23 protein-coding genes and 1 pseudogene are annotated in these 16,547 nt (G+C 68.0%); 16 read left to right on the forward strand and 8 right to left on the reverse strand.

The features are described from left to right. From BGO20_RS14325 to BGO20_RS14350, 6 genes and pseudogenes are all read left to right on the forward strand, one after another. Positions 1-280: pseudogene (locus BGO20_RS14325) on the forward strand (glycoside hydrolase family 108 protein); the annotation flags it as partial. Then, positions 277-516: a hypothetical protein gene (locus BGO20_RS14330; protein WP_291664991.1), complete on the forward strand. Its 240-nt coding sequence runs from the start codon at positions 277-279 to the stop codon at positions 514-516. The pseudogene BGO20_RS14325 and the gene BGO20_RS14330, both read left to right, overlap by 4 nt. Continuing rightward, positions 488-643 (forward strand): hypothetical protein, encoded by a 156-nt coding sequence (locus BGO20_RS14335; RefSeq protein ID WP_291664989.1) that lies wholly within the window; start codon positions 488-490, stop codon positions 641-643. Before BGO20_RS14330 ends, BGO20_RS14335 begins: the two co-directional genes overlap by 29 nt. Further along, a complete protein-coding gene (locus BGO20_RS14340) occupies positions 640-1,077 on the forward strand; it encodes a hypothetical protein (RefSeq protein ID WP_291664987.1) in 438 nt (145 codons plus the stop codon). Before BGO20_RS14335 ends, BGO20_RS14340 begins: the two co-directional genes overlap by 4 nt. Next, positions 1,055-1,432 (forward strand): hypothetical protein, encoded by a 378-nt coding sequence (locus BGO20_RS14345; protein WP_291664985.1) that lies wholly within the window; start codon positions 1,055-1,057, stop codon positions 1,430-1,432. Before BGO20_RS14340 ends, BGO20_RS14345 begins: the two co-directional genes overlap by 23 nt. Before the next feature lie 58 nt (positions 1,433-1,490). Further along, entirely contained in the window at positions 1,491-1,733 is a 243-nt protein-coding gene (locus tag BGO20_RS14350; RefSeq protein WP_291664983.1) for a hypothetical protein, read from the forward strand. Positions 1,734-2,171: 438 nt separating this feature from the next. On the opposite strand, the gene BGO20_RS14355 is transcribed toward BGO20_RS14350, so the two are convergent. Continuing rightward, positions 2,172-2,534, reverse strand: coding sequence for a hypothetical protein (locus BGO20_RS14355; protein ID WP_291664981.1), 363 nt, complete (start codon positions 2,532-2,534; stop codon positions 2,172-2,174). Between the two features lie 2 nt (positions 2,535-2,536). After that, positions 2,537-2,935 (reverse strand): hypothetical protein, encoded by a 399-nt coding sequence (locus tag BGO20_RS14360; protein WP_291664980.1) that lies wholly within the window; start codon positions 2,933-2,935, stop codon positions 2,537-2,539. A 68-nt stretch (positions 2,936-3,003) separates the two neighbouring features. Here BGO20_RS14360 and BGO20_RS14365 point away from each other — a divergent pair, with 68 nt between their 5' ends. The 6 genes from BGO20_RS14365 (at position 3,004) to BGO20_RS14390 (ending at position 8,016) form a co-directional block, all read left to right on the forward strand. Continuing rightward, entirely contained in the window at positions 3,004-4,281 is a 1,278-nt protein-coding gene (locus BGO20_RS14365) for a tyrosine-type recombinase/integrase (protein ID WP_291664978.1), read from the forward strand. Positions 4,282-4,613: 332 nt separating this feature from the next. After that, positions 4,614-4,901 (forward strand): hypothetical protein, encoded by a 288-nt coding sequence (locus tag BGO20_RS14370; protein WP_291664976.1) that lies wholly within the window; start codon positions 4,614-4,616, stop codon positions 4,899-4,901. 74 nt (positions 4,902-4,975) lie between these two features. Then, on the forward strand, positions 4,976-5,482 hold the full coding sequence (locus tag BGO20_RS14375; protein ID WP_291664974.1) for a hypothetical protein: 507 nt from the start codon (positions 4,976-4,978) through the stop codon (positions 5,480-5,482). Positions 5,483-5,622: 140 nt separating this feature from the next. Beyond that, positions 5,623-6,027, forward strand: a complete 405-nt coding sequence (locus tag BGO20_RS14380; protein ID WP_291664971.1) for a hypothetical protein — start codon at positions 5,623-5,625, stop codon at positions 6,025-6,027. Between the two features lie 110 nt (positions 6,028-6,137). Then, the gene (locus BGO20_RS14385; RefSeq protein ID WP_291664996.1) at positions 6,138-7,112 is read left to right on the forward strand and encodes an MBL fold metallo-hydrolase; all 975 of its coding nucleotides are present in this window, start codon (positions 6,138-6,140) and stop codon (positions 7,110-7,112) included. Positions 7,113-7,242: 130 nt separating this feature from the next. Continuing rightward, positions 7,243-8,016 (forward strand): NAD kinase, encoded by a 774-nt coding sequence (locus BGO20_RS14390; RefSeq protein WP_291664969.1) that lies wholly within the window; start codon positions 7,243-7,245, stop codon positions 8,014-8,016. Between the two features lie 4 nt (positions 8,017-8,020). Here BGO20_RS14390 and BGO20_RS14395 read toward each other — a convergent pair whose 3' ends face one another. Continuing rightward, positions 8,021-9,235, reverse strand: coding sequence for a DUF2336 domain-containing protein (locus BGO20_RS14395; protein WP_291664968.1), 1,215 nt, complete (start codon positions 9,233-9,235; stop codon positions 8,021-8,023). Further along, positions 9,232-10,293 carry a lytic transglycosylase domain-containing protein gene (locus tag BGO20_RS14400; protein ID WP_291664966.1) on the reverse strand — a complete coding sequence of 354 codons (1,062 nt, stop codon included), beginning with the start codon at positions 10,291-10,293 and terminating at the stop codon, positions 9,232-9,234. Before BGO20_RS14400 ends, BGO20_RS14395 begins: the two co-directional genes overlap by 4 nt. Before the next feature lie 194 nt (positions 10,294-10,487). On the opposite strand from BGO20_RS14400, the gene BGO20_RS14405 reads away from it, so the two are divergent. Genes BGO20_RS14405 through BGO20_RS14415 form a run of 3 tightly spaced genes read left to right on the forward strand, consistent with a single transcriptional unit; the run spans position 10,488 to position 12,107 of the window. Beyond that, the gene (locus BGO20_RS14405; RefSeq protein ID WP_291664964.1) at positions 10,488-10,985 is read left to right on the forward strand and encodes a MaoC family dehydratase; all 498 of its coding nucleotides are present in this window, start codon (positions 10,488-10,490) and stop codon (positions 10,983-10,985) included. A 5-nt stretch (positions 10,986-10,990) separates the two neighbouring features. Beyond that, a complete protein-coding gene (locus BGO20_RS14410) occupies positions 10,991-11,869 on the forward strand; it encodes an HpcH/HpaI aldolase/citrate lyase family protein (protein WP_291664963.1) in 879 nt (292 codons plus the stop codon). Positions 11,870-11,888: 19 nt separating this feature from the next. Beyond that, positions 11,889-12,107 carry a heavy-metal-associated domain-containing protein gene (locus BGO20_RS14415; protein WP_291664961.1) on the forward strand — a complete coding sequence of 73 codons (219 nt, stop codon included), beginning with the start codon at positions 11,889-11,891 and terminating at the stop codon, positions 12,105-12,107. A gap of 104 nt (positions 12,108-12,211) precedes the next feature. Here the strand turns inward: BGO20_RS14415 and BGO20_RS14420 are convergent, their stop codons facing one another. Next, positions 12,212-12,817 (reverse strand): flavin reductase family protein, encoded by a 606-nt coding sequence (locus tag BGO20_RS14420; protein WP_291664959.1) that lies wholly within the window; start codon positions 12,815-12,817, stop codon positions 12,212-12,214. A 3-nt stretch (positions 12,818-12,820) separates the two neighbouring features. Beyond that, complete coding sequence (locus BGO20_RS14425) at positions 12,821-13,390, reverse strand: nitroreductase family protein (protein WP_291664957.1); 570 nt, start codon at positions 13,388-13,390, stop codon at positions 12,821-12,823. Positions 13,391-13,604: 214 nt separating this feature from the next. Between BGO20_RS14425 and BGO20_RS14430 the strand changes: the two genes are divergently transcribed. Then, the gene (locus BGO20_RS14430; RefSeq protein WP_291664955.1) at positions 13,605-14,549 is read left to right on the forward strand and encodes a hypothetical protein; all 945 of its coding nucleotides are present in this window, start codon (positions 13,605-13,607) and stop codon (positions 14,547-14,549) included. Between the two features lie 18 nt (positions 14,550-14,567). On the opposite strand, the gene BGO20_RS14435 is transcribed toward BGO20_RS14430, so the two are convergent. Continuing rightward, positions 14,568-15,413 carry an SGNH/GDSL hydrolase family protein gene (locus BGO20_RS14435; RefSeq protein WP_298921884.1) on the reverse strand — a complete coding sequence of 282 codons (846 nt, stop codon included), beginning with the start codon at positions 15,411-15,413 and terminating at the stop codon, positions 14,568-14,570. Beyond that, positions 15,320-16,459 (reverse strand): OpgC family protein, encoded by a 1,140-nt coding sequence (locus BGO20_RS14440; protein ID WP_291664951.1) that lies wholly within the window; start codon positions 16,457-16,459, stop codon positions 15,320-15,322. Before BGO20_RS14440 ends, BGO20_RS14435 begins: the two co-directional genes overlap by 94 nt. Positions 16,460-16,547 lie beyond the last annotated feature (88 nt).

Here is a 16,547-nt window from a genome sequence, read left to right on the forward strand (position 1 = left end):
GACGATCGACCAGGCGAAGCCGCTGCCCGCCAAGGGCCCGGCCGATGCGACGACTGGCGCCGGCGTCACCTCCGGCACGCTCGGCGGCGTGATTGAGGCGGCGCGCCAGCAACTCGATCCGCTCGCGGCCTCCTCCACCGTCATCGGCTATGTCGTCACCGCGCTCGTCGTCACCGGCGTGCTGTTGACCGCCGGCGGCTATGCCTATCGCTGGTATGCCGCCCGCAGGGCAGCGCGCCGGGCCGATGCGCTCGACCTTCCCGAGGGCGTGGCGGCATGAGCGCGCTCCTCGGCGGCCTGCTCTCTGCGCTCTGGCCCTACCTCGCCGCAGCCGGCGCCGCGCTCGTCGCCGTGCTGACGGCCTATGGCAAGGGCCGCTCCGACCAGAAATCGAAGACCGAAACGAAGGATCTCCGCGATGCGAACGACATCCGCAAGCAGGGCGCGGACGCTCGCGCTGGCGCTGCCATTGCTCCTGAGCAGCTGCGTGACGACGACGGGTGGCGGCGAGACTAGGGCCGCGCTCTGCGACCAGTTCCGCCCCGTGCGCTGGTCGCTGAGCGACACCGACGCGACGATCGCCCAGACCAAGCAGAACAACGCGGTCGGCGCGCGCGTCTGCGGGTGGATGCCCGGGAAATGATCGCGCGGCCCCGGCCCTCGGCCGGCCCATACAGCTCGAACCGCCTGTTCGAATGGATCATGGCGGGCGGGCTGCTGCTGATCGCCTTCACCCTGGCGCTCCCCGGTGACTCGCTCGACAGGGGGACGCTGCGGCTGCTGGCGGAGAACGGCGCCAGCGAGGAGGCCATGGCGGTAACGCTGGCCTGCATCGGCTCGATGCGGTCGATCGCTCTCTTCGCCAATGGCAAGCTGCCCGTCTACGGGCCGCTGATGCGCTATGCCGGCTCTTTCGTCGGCGCCTTCGTCTGGATGATGCTGATGCTGCCACTGGTCTACGACAGCCTGCTATCCGGCAAGGTGTCGATCTTCGTGCCGCTCCTTGGAATGCTGACACTCGGAGAGCTGATCTCCGTTTACCGGGCGGTGAGAGATGGCGGATTTCGCAGGCGCTGAGATTCTGAAACCCTTCCCGCTGCTGCAGCTCGCCGGCGGCGTCGTCGTCATCATCCTGGCGATCTTCATGACCCTGCGCGGGGCGAAGGACAACAAGAAGGACGGCCACCTCGCGCCGCAGGGGCATGACCCCTTCGGCCTCGTCGTCCTCGGCAATTCCATCCTCGCACAGCTCAGCATCGTCGCGGAGGGCGTCCGGCGGATGTCCGCCCGGATGGATGATCTTCATGACGAGCAGATCAAGACCAATGCTCGCCTCGGCGAGATGACCGATCGCCACGCCCGGGAGATGGATTCCCTGCGCGACACGATCGAGCGGGTCGAGCGCAAGCCCCGGCCGGGGCGGCGCAACTGAATTCGGCATCAGCCGATCCGCGCCGGCGGCTTCCGGCCATCACCAAAGGAGAAGACCGATGACGGTCCGTGCCAAGTTCTTCGTCAAGTCGATCAACCACATGGGAACGCCAGGGAGCGACCCCGTCGCCGAGATCGCCATGGCGCCGGTGTTCGGCAGCTACGGAGACGGCAAGGTTAATGAGACCTGGTCGAAATACACGCCCTCCGGCGAGCTCAAGATGACCGTCACCAATCCCGGCGCCATCGAGCAGTTCGCGATCGGCAAGGCTTATTTCCTCGACTTCACGCCGGCTGACTGACGCCGCGATCGCCTCGGCGATCGTCTGGCCGGCATTATCAACCGCCTCACTGGGCGTTTTCCTCCGTAGACCGTGAGCCGGGCTCCGAAAGGGGCCCGGCGCTCTTTCTTGTTGTGGCATTCGCGCTTCCAAGGTAGTTTCCAGGCAGACCGGCGTATCGTGGGCTCGCAATCCGCAACCGTGACGATTTTAATGCGGCTTGGTCTCCCGCGGCGATGAGCGTCCATCGCAAATGCGCTTGGCCACCGCCAAGCTCGGCAATCAAACATGGAGAAGCGCCACATGGCGCGATCTGGCCACTGGGCGAGAGCCCTTGTGCTGGAGCTCGTCCGCGCCGGCCTCGTAGGGCTGGTAAGCGAGCTGGTGAAGCACGCTGCGAGAAACTTAATCTCGTAAATAGCTCGGCCCCGTCAGCTCCCGCTGGCGGGGCCTCTTTTTTCAATACCGCTTCGTCTCGGCGTTGCTGCCGATCCGGCGCATGTGCTCGACGTGGGCTGCCCAGCCTTCTTCGCCGATAAAGATCAGGTAGCGTTCGAAGGCCTTGCGGAAGGCCGGGAGGCAGCCTTCGCGCGTGGCTGCTCTGCCTTCCGTCGGCGTCGCCTGCCGGACGCCGTTGGCGAGCTCCCCAGCGTGTATGTTGATGGTCCAAGTCCAATGCGGCTCGTCGCCGCTCGGACCCTGCTGCTGGGCGATCGAGCCGACATAGAGGCCCCGATAGATGACCTTCCAGAACTTGTCGTCGTCCTCGGGACGAGGGTGGCCGGTGTAACTGCGCCGGAGAACGAGCGCGGCGCGTGACATGGTCAGTGCGCCGTAGCTGGCTGCAGGAAGCGCATCTCGGCGAGCTTGGCATCGATGGCGTGATAGAGTGCTGACGGTGGCTGCGGCTTGATCGCGGCATCGCCGGCGCCGATCGTGCCCCGGCGGGGGACCAGCATGTAGTTGCCGTCGACTAAGTCGGCATCGATGACGACGATCTCGAAACTGGCATCGTCGAAGCACCGGGTCAGGGTTGCCAGCACCTGGTCCTGGTCGGTCGCCGCCGAAGCGGCATGCGACGGGCCGATCGCGATAACGAAAGCGTATTTCTCCGTTGCGGCGGGCATGTTGCACTCCTGACCGTTGACGACCCGATGCCGTGTTCTCTTTATGTTCCATTTCTGACGAAGGCCAGGCGTGCCGTCAATCGTCGCTGCAGGCATCTCGATCTGCCGGTCTCTGGCGGCATTGCATGGGATTCCCTTATAGTTCGCGAAACGAGGGCTGATTGATGGCATCGCTGCAGAAGCGGACCTGGACGAACAAGACCGGCGAGATCTCGACGGCCTGGCGCGTCACCTATACCGACCAGAGCGGCCGGATCCGGACCAAGCAGTTCGAGAAGCGCGCCGACGCCAAACAATTCCGCGACACCGTCACCTCGCAGGTCGCCGACGGCACGCACGTCCATGACCGTGACACCATCACGGTGAAAGAGGCGGCCAAGATCTGGCTCAAGGCGACACTCAACGGCCGGGACGGCCGAGCTCCAGTCGAGGAACACACCTACAAAACCTACCGAAGCACGGTTCGCAATCAGATCGAGCCCCGTCTCGGCTCGGTGAAGCTCAGCAAGCTGTCGAGAGCGGCGATCGCCGCCTTCCGCGACGATCTGCTGGCCGACGGCGTGACGCGCTTCACCACGAAGCGCGCGGTGAGCACTCTCGGAGCGATCATCGACGAGGCGATGTCCCGCGAGTTGGTCGCCGTCAATCGCGCCCGCGGCGTCAAGGTCGCGACCAGGACCCGCGACGTCGACGAGGATGACGAGCGTGTCGAGATTCCTGACGCCGACCGGGTCCGGGATCTCGTCGCACGGGCCCGGCTCTGGAGCCAGGCGCCGCCGGCGATCGTCATCAAAGGGCGCACCACCAACAACCCCCGCTTCGCCAAGGAACGCGGGCGCATGCTCTACGTGCTGCTCCGCGTTGCCGTTGCGACCGGCATGCGAATTTCGGAGATCCTCGGACTGCCCCGCAGCAATGTCGACCTGTCCGCCGGCACCATCACGGTCTCACAGCGCCTCTCCCAATCGGGCAAGATCGGCAAGCCGAAGTCGAGAGCCGGATATCGCACGCTCGATATCCCCGGCGACGTCGTCAAGGAACTCCGGGAGTGGATCCTGCAGCGGCCGAAGGGTGAGCTCGATCTGGTCTTCCCCAACGCGTCCGGAGGCGTTGAGCACTACACCAACTTCCGCCGCCGCTTCTGGCTCCCGCTGATGCAGGCCATAGGGTCGGCGCGCATGGTCCCGGCCGGCGACGAGGATACGCTTGATCTCGAGTGCGACTTCACCATCCACTCGCTTCGGCATTTCCATGCCTCGCAGTACATCGCCACCGGCGCAGACCCGCTCGATGTGAAGACCCGCATGGGCCACTCGTCGATCCAGGTCACCTATGACGTCTACGGCCACCTGTTCCAGAGCGCCGAAGCTCAAGCCCGCCGGCGGGCTCAGGTCGAGCGCATGGAGGCAGAACTGTTCGGCGGCCGCCCGGCGGGCGACTAGACCTGCCCGCCGGGCGCCTCGACAAAATCTGTACAAAATCGGCCGATCTGCTCCGCAGCGAATTGAAAACTCACATTTTGCCGACAGATTTGTAAACCGAAGGTCGGGGGTTCGATCCCCTCTTCCGGCACCATCCCTCTCCTGGCGGACGCCCGCTTCCCGTCCCGGATCGATCCCCGGCGCCCTGCAAACCTTTATCTCCGCGGCTCCCGCCTGGAACCTTCACCGCATCTCGCGCGTCATCCGAGACCGGGATCGCCGGTGGTGATAATCTCCCGTATCGAAGCCGGCGCACCGGCATGCCTCCATTCGACGAACCCCGGGAGGGGTCGATGAAACCGATCGCAATCGCGCTCCTTCTGGCACTGGGGCCGCATGCAGCCCTCGCTCAATCGCGCCCCTCGACGGTGACGCGCCCCTGCGCCGCGAGCCGACAGGAGGTTCTCGCACATGGAGCCGCCGTCCTGGGTACCGGCGGGCAGACCTATGACCGCTTCGTGCGGGATCGCAGCTTCTGCCAGTTCGACGAGGTCATCGAGCCCGCCTGGGTGCCGAGCCGGGACATGCCGGCCTGCTTCGTCGGCTATCGCTGCAAGGCCGGCACCTTCTGGGATGACTGAGGCGAGGCCGGACGGAACTGCCGGCCGGTCCGGCCGTTGATGATCCGGGGCGATATGAGCAAAGGAGATGCGCGATGCGTCGCCTGTTCCTGATCGCGGCTGCGGTGGCGCCGCTGTTCTTCGCCGCCGGCACCGAGGCGATCGCCCAGCATCGCCCCGGAGGGCACGGTTTCCATCCGGGCGGTTTGCACGGCGGCTTCCGCGGCGCCCAAGCCTGGCGTGGCGGCGGCTGGCGTGGCGGTTACCGCGCCGGCCATGTCGCGCGTCTCGGCGCCTGGCGTGGCAGCTATTACCGTCCGTATCATCGCCGCTGGGGCGGCTATCCTTATTGGGGTTGGGGCGCTGGTCTTGCGACGGCGGCGACCCTCGGCGCGCTCGCGACCTATCCGGTCTACCCCGACTATTACGATTATCCGGCTTACCCGGTCTATCCGGCCTATGGCGCCGTTCCCGCCGCCTCGGGCGGCCGCTGTAGCACGCCGGTCAAGGTCTGCACGCTGTACGAGCGGGCGCCACTCGGCATCGGCTGCTCCTGCCGCGTGCCGGGTGGCCGGGCGCGGGGCACGGTCGTCGGCCCCTGATCCGGACCCCGATTTCGGGCGCGGGGTCAGCTGTCATCGGAGGCTGGCCGCCGCCTGCCGCAATGCGGTAGGATAAGCGGAGAATGCCTGCCGGAAGCTGCGTCGCGGCCGCCGGCCTCCTGATCGTGTCGCGGAACCGAATGGACGACCGGAATCAACTTCTGGCGCTGGCGCAGCGTTGCGAGGCTTCGAGCAAGCCTAACCGCGAGCTCGACGCCGATATCTACGAGGCGCTGGGCTTCACCGTGCGGCGCAAGCCCGCGCGCCTCTCCACCCGGCGGACCCCTGCGGGCGGCATCTACCAGCAGGGCAATTTCTGGAAGTCGCTCGGAGCGGTCAGCGCCGATATCGACGTTGCCGTCTCGCTGCTGCGCGAGAAGGCCCCGGGCTGGAGCTGGAGCCTGCAATGCCTGGCCTCGGACGAGCCCCTGGCCTTCCAGGCGCTCGTCGCGGAGTGCTCCGGACAGGGCGTGATGGGCTCGCTCGCACTCTGCGCCGCTATGCTGCGGGCGCTGGCACGCAAGGGGCCGGCGGAATCCGAATGAGCGGGTTTCTCATCACGGAAACTTGACCCGGCACGCGGCCGCGGCGGTTGAACCCGCCGCTTGCGCCGTTACCTTCCTCGGCCAGCAACGAGGAGGAACCGATGCAGACCATGCGCCTGTCGCGCCGCCACACTCTCGCCGGCGCCGGAGCGCTGGCCGCCTCGGCAGCGTTCGGCCTGCCAGTCCTGTCGCCTGCGCAGGCCCAGGCTCCCGCGGGCGCACAGGCCCCCGGCTTCTATCGCTACAAGATCGGCGACATCGTCGTGACGGCGATCCATGATGGCTTCGGCCGGCGCCCGCTCGAAGGGTTCGTCCGCAACGCGGAGCTGGCGGATGTGAAACGGGCGATGGCGGAAGCCTTCCTGCCGCAGGATGCGCTCCAGATCACCTTCACCACGCTGGCGATCCAGCACGGCGGCAAGCTGACCCTGGTCGACACGGGCAACGGCGATTCCGGAGCACCGACCTCCGGCACCTGGATGGCGAACTTCAAGGCCGCGGGCCTCGACCCGAAGGATGTCTCGAGCGTCGTCTTCAGCCACTTCCACGGCGATCACATCAACGGCTTCCGCCTCAAAGACGGCAGCGCCGTCTTTCCCAATGCCGAGGTTCTGGTGCCGGCGGCCGAATGGGCGTTCTGGATGGACGATGCGAAGATGAATGCCGCGCCCGACGGCATGAAGGGTGCCTTCGCCGGGGTTCGCCGTGTCTTCGGCCCGGTCGCCAAGGATGTGAGGCGATTCGAGCCCGGCAAGGAACTCCTGCCCGGGCTCACGCCGGTCGCCGCGCCCGGCCACACGCCCGGCCACACCGTCTTCGCGCTCGCCTCCGGCAACGATCGGATGATGATCATGTCCGATACGACCAACCATCCGGCCCTCTTCGTCCGCAATCCGGATTGGTCGGCGGTCTTCGACATGGACGGCCCGCAGGCCGCCGCGACGCGCCGCAAGCTGCTCGACATGGTGGCGGCCGACCGGATGCAGGTGGCCTTCTACCATGCGCCCTTCCCGGCCGTCGGCTTCATCGCCAAGGAGGGCAACGGTTTCGAGATGGTGCCGGTGCAGTGGAGCTCGGCGGTCTGAGAGCCCGGCGAGGCGAAGGATGGGGCCGGGCTCGCCCGGCCTTTTTCATCGCCCCCGAGTCTCGCGCCTTCCGCCCGGGCCATGCTAAGCCGGTGGCGATGCCGTAAGGCCCGCCGCTTCAGGACCCGTCATGACCGAGCGATTTGGCGCGATCTCCTTCGTCGCCAGCGAAACCCCGGAAGCCGAGGCGGCCCTGGCGAAGCTGGTGGAGCGCTATGGCAATGCCGATCCCGTCGAGGCCGATGTCATCGTCGCGCTGGGCGGCGACGGGCTGATGCTGCAGACGCTGCATCGCTTCTTGGGCACCGGCACGCCGATCTACGGCATGAACCGCGGCTCCGTCGGCTTCCTGATGAACGAGTTCAGGGAGCGCGGCCTGCGCAAGCGCCTGGAGGCGGCCCAGCGCAGCGTCGTCCATCCGCTCTCCATGCACGCGGTGGATCGCAAGGGCGCGCAGGTCGAGGCCAAGGCGATCAACGAGGTCTCGCTGCTGCGACGCTCCTATCAGGCCGCCAAGCTGCGCATCTCCGTCGACGGGCAGGTCCGGCTCGCCGAGCTGATCGCGGACGGCGTTCTGCTCGCCACCCCCGCCGGCTCGACCGCCTACAACCTCTCTGCCAACGGGCCTATCCTGCCGCTCGATGCGCCGCTGCTGGCGTTGACGCCGATCTCCGCCTTCCGGCCGCGGCGCTGGCGCGGGGCGCTGCTGCCCGACTATGCCAAGGTGACGATCGACGTGCTGGAGGCCGACAAGCGCCCGGTCAGCGCGGTGGCGGACCATACCCAGATCGACGAGGTCGCCTCGGTCTCCATCGAGATCGACCGCACGGTCGACCTCGTCATGCTGCACGATCCCGGCCACAGCCTCGACGAGCGCATCCTGCGCGAGCAGTTCGGTTATTGAGCCTTCAGGCGGCGTCGCGCAGGTCGGTGTTCTCGAGCTCGATCAGGAAAGACGGATCGGCCTCGACCAACAGGGCGAAGGCGGCGTCGTCGGCGAGCGAATCGGCCATCAGCCGGGCCTCCTCGCGTGCCGCCTCGGCATCCAGGCGCCGCAGCAGCGCCATCAGCGCATCGGCCTCGCCGCCCTCCATCGCCTCGCAGGCGAGCAGCACCTCGCGCAGCAGGCTGCGGTCCATGCCCTGGCGCGCCGCGCCGGCATCGAAGCCGCGCGCGTTCAGCGCGAGGATTGCGGCCACGAAGGCCGGCTCCAGCGCCGCCGGTAGCCCCGCCTTGCGGCAAAGCGCTTTCAGGCCGGCGCCGCGCCGGTCGCGCAGCAGCGCCGCGACGCGGGCGGCAGGCAGGTCCGACAGGATCACGAAAGCCGCCTCCGCCAGCGCCGGCTCGCCGCTCAGCAGCGAGCGCAGCATCAGCCCGGGCGTGAGCCGGCCGGTCGCACGCAGCACCTCGACGATCGCCGGAGCGTCCGTCGGCTCTCCGCCAGCCGCGAGGGCGACGGCGACGCGCTCCGTCGATTCGCGGGCCAGCCGCAGGCTGCGCTCGGGCGTCAGCCAGCCGCAGCCCGAGACGAAATGCGCCAGTGCGTCGGAGACCCGGGCGGCGATAACCTGCCTCAGCCCGGGCGGCAGATCCTGCCGCTCCAGCAGGGCCTCGCGCAGTACGCCGCTGTCGCCGCAGCGCTCGATCATCCGCTCGAACGAGAAGTCGGGGATATCGGCGGTCCGGTTGCTTGCGAGGGTGTGCAGGGCTTCCTCGCACCCGACCTCGGCCAGCGCCGCGGCGACGCTGGACGGAAGGCAGCGGCGCATCGCGATGGCGCGCTGGGCGAGCACGTCGCCGACGGCTGCGGCATCGACCAGATCGGCCTCCGTCAGCACCGGCGAATGAGCCAGCACCAGCGCTGCGACATCGCCCTGCTCGGCGATCAGGCCGAGCGCGAGATTGCGCGGCGTGCGCGGCGAAGCCGCCATTTCCTCCGCGATGGCGCGGCGCACCAGCGGCGAAGGGTCGTCGATCAGCGCGATCAGCGCGGTTTCGGCCTCGTGCTGATCCTCCGGCGCCAGATTGGACCGGAGATAGGCACCTGCGAGCGCGGCCGCGCCGGATGCGCGGGCCTCGGCGGGCGCCGTGCGGGCCCAGAGCAGAAAGCGACGAACGATCATGCGTCGCCCCCCTGGAGCATGAAGGACGACAGGTTCAGCGGTCCGCGCCGCGGCTTTCCGGCCTGGGCGGCACCGGCCTGCGGAAGGCCGAGATCGGCCGGGCGCTGCGGCGGCAGCGGCGCGGCCACTGCGGCGCCTTGCCCTTCCGACGGCCGGGCGGCTGCGCCCTCGGCCGCCGTCGAGGCGTCGCTCTTGATCCGCGGGAAATAGCGCTCTGCCCCGTCCAGCGAGGCCGTGCGGGTACCGTTCGCGCGCGGCGACGTCCATAGATTCGAGACGGCCTTGGAAACCGGCTCGCGCGAGCCCCCGGTCGAGAACAGGCCGATCAGACCATGCGCCCGGCCCGGCTGCAGCGCTGCCGCGATCTCGGTCACCGGCATGGAATCGTCGCTCGCCACGCTGCCGCTCGCCGTCGTCGCCGCGATCTGGGTGCTGGCATGGCTGGCGGCCAGAACGCCATAGACTTCCTGGACGCTGCGCGCCCGGCCGGCCTTGTCGTAGAAGATGCCGCGATTGGCCGCAGCCGCATCGGGAAAGTCCCGGGCGGCGACGCGGCTCGGATCGCTGGCGGCGGCCTTGATCAGGTCCGCGGCGCCGCGCGCGCCGAGCACATGGGCCATGTAGAGCTCGCCCGCCTGCGGCTGGCGCCCCAGCGCCCCGGAGAGCTGGTCGCGATTCTTCTGCGTCAGGGCTCCCGCCATCACCGCGGCCACCTGGGGATCGTTGCGCAACTGCAGAATCTTCTCGCGCAGGGCGGGATCGTTGACGGTCAGCCGCCCGCCATTCTCGCTGATCGCATCGGCATAGTTCTGGAGTCCCTGCTTGGGCCCCTCCTGCTTCACCATCGACAGCCAGGTCTGCTCGATGAACTGGAACAGGCCGGTCGCGCTCGACGACTTCGCCTTGGCGTCCGGCGCCAGCGCCGATTCGCGCTGCGCCGTCTTGAGCAGGTAGTCGAAGCCCGTCCCCGTCCGCTCCGCGCCCTCGCGGATGGCGCTGACGACCGGGTTGGCGGCGGCTTGGGTCTCGCGGCTCGGCGGCGTGGTGAACAGGAACATCAGGGGTCTCGGGCGCGCCGCGCCGCGACGCTGCGGGGACGCATCGAAAGCTTTCCTCCATTATGGTAAGCGAAGCGTTAAGGCGCCGCCGTCCGCGCCGGCCGGACTGCTTTCCGCTTCCCTCCGCCCACGGCGCCCTTTACGACTTTCCGCGCCGGCTCAGTGGCCGGTACTGGACGATGCGGAGAGGATCGATGGCCGAACTGGTGCGTCACAAGCGCGGCGGAATCTATTTCGAGGACTTCCAGGTCGGCGCCGTCATCGAGCACGGCCTGACGCGGACCGTCACGCAGATGGACAACATGTTGTTCTCCAACATGACGCTCAACCCGCAACCCCTTCACATCGATGCGCATTTCTGCGCGACCGAGACGGAATGGGGCAAGCCGCTGATGAACTCGCTCTTCACCCTGGGGCTGATGATCGGGATCTCCGTCAACGACACGACGGTCGGGACCACGATCGGCAATCTCGGCATGACCGACGTCGCCTTTCCCGCCCCGCTCTTCGAGGGCGACACGGTGAATTGCACTACCGAGATCGTCGCCAAGCGCGAGTCGCGCTCCCGGCCCGATGCCGGCATCGTCGAGTTCCTGCACAAGGCCTACAAGCAGGACGGCACGCTGGTTGCGCAATGCCGCCGGCAGGCCTTCATGCGCAAGCACCCCGCCCCCGCGACGGTTTCGGTCTGAAGCCGATGCGCTCGCTCCTGTTCGTGCCGGGCGACAGCCCCAAGAAGCAGCAGAAGGGCCTGGAGAGCGGCGCCGACGCCCTGATACTCGATCTCGAGGATTCCGTCGCGCTCGATGCCAAGCCGCAGGCCCGCGCCATCACCCTCGATTTTCTGCGCACGGCCCGGGCCCTGCCCAGCCGCCCGCGGCTGATCGTGCGGATCAACGGCCTGACCACGGGTCTGAGCGAGGCCGATCTCGACGCCGTGATGCCGGGTGCGCCGGACGCGATCATGCTGCCGAAATCCGAAGGCGGCATCGATGTCGGCCATCTCGCCGCCAAGATCGCGGTGCGCGAGGCCGAGGCCGATCTTCCCGACGGCGCCACCGGCATCCTCCCGATCGCGACCGAGAACGGCAAGGGCGTCTTCGGCCTCGGAACCTATGCCCGCGCCTCGCACCGGCTGATGGCGCTGACCTGGGGCGCCGAGGACCTCTCCGCCGATCTCGGCGCCGAGACCAACCGGCTGGAGGACGGCTCCTATGCCGACCCCTACCGCCTGGCCCGCACCCTGACCCTGTTCGGCGCGAGCGCGGCCCAGGTCGACGCGATCGACAGCGTCTTCACCAACTTCCGGGACGAGGCCGGGCTCAGGGCGGAATGCGTTGCCGCCCGCCGCGACGGCTTCACCGGCAAGATGGCGATCCACCCGGCGCAGGTCGCGCCGATCAACGAGGTCTTCGCGCCCTCGCCGGAAGCGCTCGCCAAGGCCGAGCAGATCATTGCGCTCTTCGCCGCCAACCCCGGCGCGGGCGTGATCGGCCTCCATGGCGAGATGCTGGACCGCCCCCATCTGATCCGGGCGGAGCGACTCGTCGCCCGCGCTCGCAAACTGGCTGAATGATCGACAGCAGGTGATTCCGATGACTCAGGTTTTCGAAGTGTCCGGCATGCATTGCGGCGGTTGCGCCTCCCGCGTCGAGCGCGCCGCGGCAGGCCTGGCGCCGGGCGCGACAGTCACGCTCGATCCGCCGCGCCTGACGCTGCCGCAAGGCGCCGGGCTCGACGCCGAGACGATCAACAAGGCCCTGGCGCAGCTCGGTGACTACCGGGTCAGGGGGCCGCTGGCCGAGGGCGGCTGACGACGCCTGGACATCGCACGCCCTACCGGACGCGCGATGATCCATCTCATTGCTGGAGCGCCGCATTTTCCCGAAAAGTGGATTCCACCTGCCGGTCCGGCGCTCTAGCCTCCGGCCGGCCGCTGCAGCGAGAACAGGCTGGTGACCTCGGCATAGTCCGAATAGCCGCAACGCGCGATCGGGTTGGCGCCGGCGGTATCGAAGCGTCCGTCCTTGACGAAGTCGTCGTCGATGAAGATGCCGACGACCTGGCCGATCACCATCCAGCGTGGGACGTCGTTGCCGTCGATGTCCCTCAGTTGCTGGATCGAGACCGCCTTGCATTCGAGCGCAGCGGGCGTGCCGGCCACCCGCGGCGGTTTGACGAAGCGCGACGCGGCCATGGCGAGCCCGGCATGGGGATATTCGCTCTGCCCGCGCGGCAGCGGCGCCGAGGTCAGGTTCATCTGCTGCATCAACGCGCCCGAGACGAGCGAGCAGGTGAACTCCCCGGTCTCCTCGATGAAGGAGACGGCATCCTTTTTGTTCTCCGACGAGAACATCACCATGTTCGGCCGCGAGGAGATGGCGTTGAAGAAGCTGTAGGGCGAGAGGTTGACCGCCCCTTCGGCGCTCAGAGCCGTGATCCAGCCGATCGGCCGGGGCGCGACGATGGCCTTGAACGGGTCATGCGCGAAGCCGAGGTCGTCCCGCGTCGCCGAATAGATCATTCCTCAACTCCCGAAATAGCTGACGATATCGGCCATCACAGGCCGGTCGCGATCGCTGATCGGCGCGGTCGGCGTGCCGATATGGACGAAGCCGGCGACGCGCTCGTCGGCGTCGAGGCCGAATTCGGTCAGCACCTCCCGGTCGAAGGAGAACCAGTTGGTCAGCCAGGAGCCCGCATAGCCCATCGCATAGGCGCCGATCAGCATCGTCATGCAGACGGCGCCGGCCGAGAGCTCTTGCTCCCAGAGCGGGATCTTGGCGTGTTCGCGCGCCCGCGACACCACCGCGACGATGACCGGCGCATGGGTCAGGCGCTTGCGCTCGAACTCGACCTGATCTTCGCTGGCCTGCGGGTTGCGCTCGCGGAACACCCGCGCCACCACCTCGGCAGCCTCGTTGCGAGCCTCCCCCTTGAAGACGATGAAGCGCCATGGGGCGAGCTTGCCGTGGTCGGGCACCCGCGCCGCTATCGCGAGGAGCTCGTCGAGCTGCGCGCCTTCGGGGCCGGGAGCGGTGAGGAACTGCGGCGGCACCGAGCGACGCAGCTTGAGCAGGGAGAGCGTATCGGTCATGAAACATCCGCGACGATGAGAACAGAGCCTGACCTAGGGCTTTGCCTTGATCAGGACAAGCGAACCTGCTCAGACATCGCCGCAAGAGCATTCTGCGGAAAGGCGGGAGCCGGTCTTCTGCCCGAGGACTGCTCCGGTTGTAAGAGCTGGATCGCTGGCACGGCTTTCGGTGATTCCATCGAGGCGGGCGATCGAGGCGCCGAGGACGAGACGCATGGTTGAACTGGATGGCTTCGAGGCCGGCCGCCGCATCCTCGGTGCGCTCGCGCTGCTCGCGGCCCTGCTTGCGCCCACTCTCTCCCCCGCCCAGATTCCGCCGCAGCGCCCCGAGGACGCACAACCCGCGCAGACGCCCGGCGACCCGCCGGCCCTGCAGCCGGCGCCGCAGCAATCCATCTGGCCGGCGGCCCCCGTTCAGCTGTCCCTCGGCGCCCAGTTCGCCAATGATCGCAAGCCGATCCGCTCGGGATTGAACTGGCGCGTGCTGTCGGAGACCGCCGACGGCTCGGCGCCGCGCATCGTCGCCCGCTCGGATAGCGCCAATCCGAGTTTCACGCTGCCGCCGGGCAGCTATATCGTCCATGCCGCCTATGGCTTCGCCAGCGGCACCAAGCGGATCACCCTGGGCGCGCAGGGGCTGAACGACCAGGTCGCGATCAGTGCGGGGGCTCTCACGCTCGCCGGCTCGATCGGCGATACGCCCATCCCGGCCTCCCAGCTCACCTTCCAGGTCTTCGTGCCGCTGCAGGGCAACTCGGAAGGCCGCCTCGTCACCGGCGACGCCAAGGCCGGCGACCTCATCCGCCTGCCCGAGGGCACCTACCATGTGGTCTCGACCTATGGCGATTCGAACGCGATCCAACGCGCCGACGTCCGTGTCGAGACCGGCAAGATCACCGATGCCACCCTGCACCACCGCGCCGCCAAGGTGACGCTGAAGCTGGTCGCGCAGGCGGGAGGCGAGGCCTTCGCCGGCACGGCCTTCAGCGTGCTGACGCCGGGCGGCGACGTCATCCGCGAGGCGATCGGCGCCTTCCCTCAGGTCATCCTGGCGGAAGGCGACTATGTCCTGATCGCCCGGCAGGAGGGGCAGGTCTATTCGCGCGACTTCAAGGTCGAATCCGGCATCGACCGCGACATCGAGGTCCTGGCGAAATAGCCTGCCCGGTCGCGGCGCTCAGTCGGTCGGGGGAGACTCGGCGCGAATCGTCTGGATCTCGATGTCGCCGACCGCCGAAACGATCCCGTCCGCCAGCCGCGAGGCGAGGCAGCGATAGCCGGCATCGACCAGGTGCAGCCCGTTCATGCCGACGAGTTCCTCCTCGGTGAACTGCTTCGAGCGCGACCAGCCCTTCATCATCGCATAGCGCGGGAACAGCGAGACGCCCTGCTGCTCCGCGGTCCGGGCCAGCACGGCCCGGTAATCGTCGAAATGCGGATAGCGCCCCTCGCGGGGCAGCCAGGGCAGATCCATCAGGATCATGTCGATCCCGGCGGCACGGGCCTTGGCGATGCCCTTGCGCAGGATCTTGGCGAGCTTCTCCTCGCCGATATCGCGGATCGCGTCGTTGACGACGGTCTGCCAGATCACCACCGCAGGCTTCTCGTCGATGACGTCGCCATCCATGCGCAGCAGCATGTCGTAGGCCGACTGGCCGCCGACGCCCTTGTTGACGACGCGGACCTCGGCGCCCGGCAAACGCCGGCGCAGCTCGCTCTGCAGGACGAAGGGATAGCTCTTGTCCTCGGCGCTGGCGCCGGAGCCCGCCGTGGTCGAGGAGCCCAGCGCGACGATGGTCAGCCGCCCGGTCTCCTGCATCGCCTTGCGCGCCGCGGGCAGCGCGGGCCTGAACGTCTGGAGCGCGCCGGCACGGCAACGCTGATCGGTCGGCGCAGTCGCGACGAACGGCTTGGCCGAGGCGACCGAGGTCAGCGCGGCGAGAAGGACGGCCGCGGCGCTGAGGCGGCGGATGCCTCGGCCGGTTCCGCGCGCTGATCGCGAGTCGTGATCGAACGGTACCACGAGAGGAAAATTCCTAGCCCTGTCAACACTGTAACGCCGCCGGCGCAAAGCAGCAACTGGACGTCCAGGGCGAAGGAGGTTTCCGCCAGCACGATCTGCCCGATGATCGCCAGCACGATGCCGACGCAGAAGACGTGCAGCGAGTTGCGCCCCGAGCAGGCGAGAGCCCGGCCGACACGCGAGCGCGCAAGCCGCCCCTCGGCCGGCAGCCAGCGGATCACCAGCCACGCCAGGGCTCCAAGGTGCAGGAGCCGGCTCCAGGCGAGGTTCGTCTTGTCGGAGCCGAGCTGCACGGAATCGAACCAGTCGTTGAACGCCGCGATGCCAGTCGGATTGCCGGCGGGGATCTTCACCAGCCAGGCAAAGACGAGGAAGGTGACGGCGGCGAGGTCGAGCCAGCGCAGGCGCGGCGCCGTCAGTCCCAGTTGCGCCGCGCGGCCCAGGATGATGCCGAGCGTGAAGATCACCTGCCATGCGAAGGGGTTGAAGAACCAGTGTCCGCCCGAATTCGGCAGGTTGAGATCGAGCGCGAGCGCTCCCTGCCAGACCATCAGCGACAGCGCCAGCGTCAGCGCCGGGCTGAAGCGCACGCCGTAATACAGCGCCGGGAACAGGGCGAGCAGCACGATATAGAGCGGCAGGATATCGAGATAGGACGGCTGGTAGGTGAGCGTCAGCGCGCCGATCAGCGCGTCCACCGTGTCGCGGAAGAACGGCTGGATGTTGATCGCCTCGATGTAGAGCGGGTTCTGGGTGCGCGTCACCGCCGCCGCGATCACGCCGCAGACGATGATGAACACCGCCATATGGGCGATGTACAGCGTCCAGATCCTGGCGCCGAGCTTCAGGGCGGCGATCCAAAGGCCGCGCGTCTCTATCAGCCCACCATAGGCCAGCGTCGCCGACACGCCAGCCAGCAGGACGAAGGCGTCGGCGCCGTCCGAAAAGCCGAAATTGTTCGGCATGTAGGCGGAGAGGACGTTCCCCGGCATGTGGTTGATGAAGATGATCAGCAGCGCAAGCCCGCGCACCATGTCGATGCGCATGTCCCGCCCCGGCCGGCGCCTTGATCCGCTTTCGGCGCGGCGGCCGAACAGCATGAAGCGCTGCAGTGACGGGTCTGACGGCACGAAA

The sequence above is a fragment of the Allobosea sp. 67-29 genome (assembly GCF_001898115.1).
Taxonomy (GTDB): Bacteria; Pseudomonadota; Alphaproteobacteria; order Rhizobiales; family Beijerinckiaceae; genus Allobosea.

What these genes read in the sequence shown, in the direction of transcription:
- BGO20_RS14330 (WP_291664991.1), top strand. Translation starts at nt 277, where the DNA reads ATGAGCGCGCTCCTCGGCGGCCTGCTCTCTGCGCTCTGGCCCTACCTC.
- BGO20_RS14340 (WP_291664987.1), top strand. Translation starts at nt 640, where the DNA reads ATGATCGCGCGGCCCCGGCCCTCGGCCGGCCCATACAGCTCGAACCGC.
- BGO20_RS14345 (WP_291664985.1), top strand. Translation starts at nt 1,055, where the DNA reads ATGGCGGATTTCGCAGGCGCTGAGATTCTGAAACCCTTCCCGCTGCTG.
- BGO20_RS14350 (WP_291664983.1), top strand. Translation starts at nt 1,491, where the DNA reads ATGACGGTCCGTGCCAAGTTCTTCGTCAAGTCGATCAACCACATGGGA.
- BGO20_RS14355 (WP_291664981.1), bottom strand. Translation starts at nt 2,534, where the DNA reads ATGTCACGCGCCGCGCTCGTTCTCCGGCGCAGTTACACCGGCCACCCT.
- BGO20_RS14360 (WP_291664980.1), bottom strand. Translation starts at nt 2,935, where the DNA reads ATGCCTGCAGCGACGATTGACGGCACGCCTGGCCTTCGTCAGAAATGG.
- BGO20_RS14365 (WP_291664978.1), top strand. Translation starts at nt 3,004, where the DNA reads ATGGCATCGCTGCAGAAGCGGACCTGGACGAACAAGACCGGCGAGATC.
- BGO20_RS14370 (WP_291664976.1), top strand. Translation starts at nt 4,614, where the DNA reads ATGAAACCGATCGCAATCGCGCTCCTTCTGGCACTGGGGCCGCATGCA.
- BGO20_RS14375 (WP_291664974.1), top strand. Translation starts at nt 4,976, where the DNA reads ATGCGTCGCCTGTTCCTGATCGCGGCTGCGGTGGCGCCGCTGTTCTTC.
- BGO20_RS14380 (WP_291664971.1), top strand. Translation starts at nt 5,623, where the DNA reads ATGGACGACCGGAATCAACTTCTGGCGCTGGCGCAGCGTTGCGAGGCT.
- BGO20_RS14385 (WP_291664996.1), top strand. Translation starts at nt 6,138, where the DNA reads ATGCGCCTGTCGCGCCGCCACACTCTCGCCGGCGCCGGAGCGCTGGCC.
- BGO20_RS14390 (WP_291664969.1), top strand. Translation starts at nt 7,243, where the DNA reads ATGACCGAGCGATTTGGCGCGATCTCCTTCGTCGCCAGCGAAACCCCG.
- BGO20_RS14395 (WP_291664968.1), bottom strand. Translation starts at nt 9,235, where the DNA reads ATGATCGTTCGTCGCTTTCTGCTCTGGGCCCGCACGGCGCCCGCCGAG.
- BGO20_RS14400 (WP_291664966.1), bottom strand. Translation starts at nt 10,293, where the DNA reads ATGTTCCTGTTCACCACGCCGCCGAGCCGCGAGACCCAAGCCGCCGCC.
- BGO20_RS14405 (WP_291664964.1), top strand. Translation starts at nt 10,488, where the DNA reads ATGGCCGAACTGGTGCGTCACAAGCGCGGCGGAATCTATTTCGAGGAC.
- BGO20_RS14410 (WP_291664963.1), top strand. Translation starts at nt 10,991, where the DNA reads ATGCGCTCGCTCCTGTTCGTGCCGGGCGACAGCCCCAAGAAGCAGCAG.
- BGO20_RS14415 (WP_291664961.1), top strand. Translation starts at nt 11,889, where the DNA reads ATGACTCAGGTTTTCGAAGTGTCCGGCATGCATTGCGGCGGTTGCGCC.
- BGO20_RS14420 (WP_291664959.1), bottom strand. Translation starts at nt 12,817, where the DNA reads ATGATCTATTCGGCGACGCGGGACGACCTCGGCTTCGCGCATGACCCG.
- BGO20_RS14425 (WP_291664957.1), bottom strand. Translation starts at nt 13,390, where the DNA reads ATGACCGATACGCTCTCCCTGCTCAAGCTGCGTCGCTCGGTGCCGCCG.
- BGO20_RS14430 (WP_291664955.1), top strand. Translation starts at nt 13,605, where the DNA reads ATGGTTGAACTGGATGGCTTCGAGGCCGGCCGCCGCATCCTCGGTGCG.
- BGO20_RS14440 (WP_291664951.1), bottom strand. Translation starts at nt 16,459, where the DNA reads ATGCGCATCGACATGGTGCGCGGGCTTGCGCTGCTGATCATCTTCATC.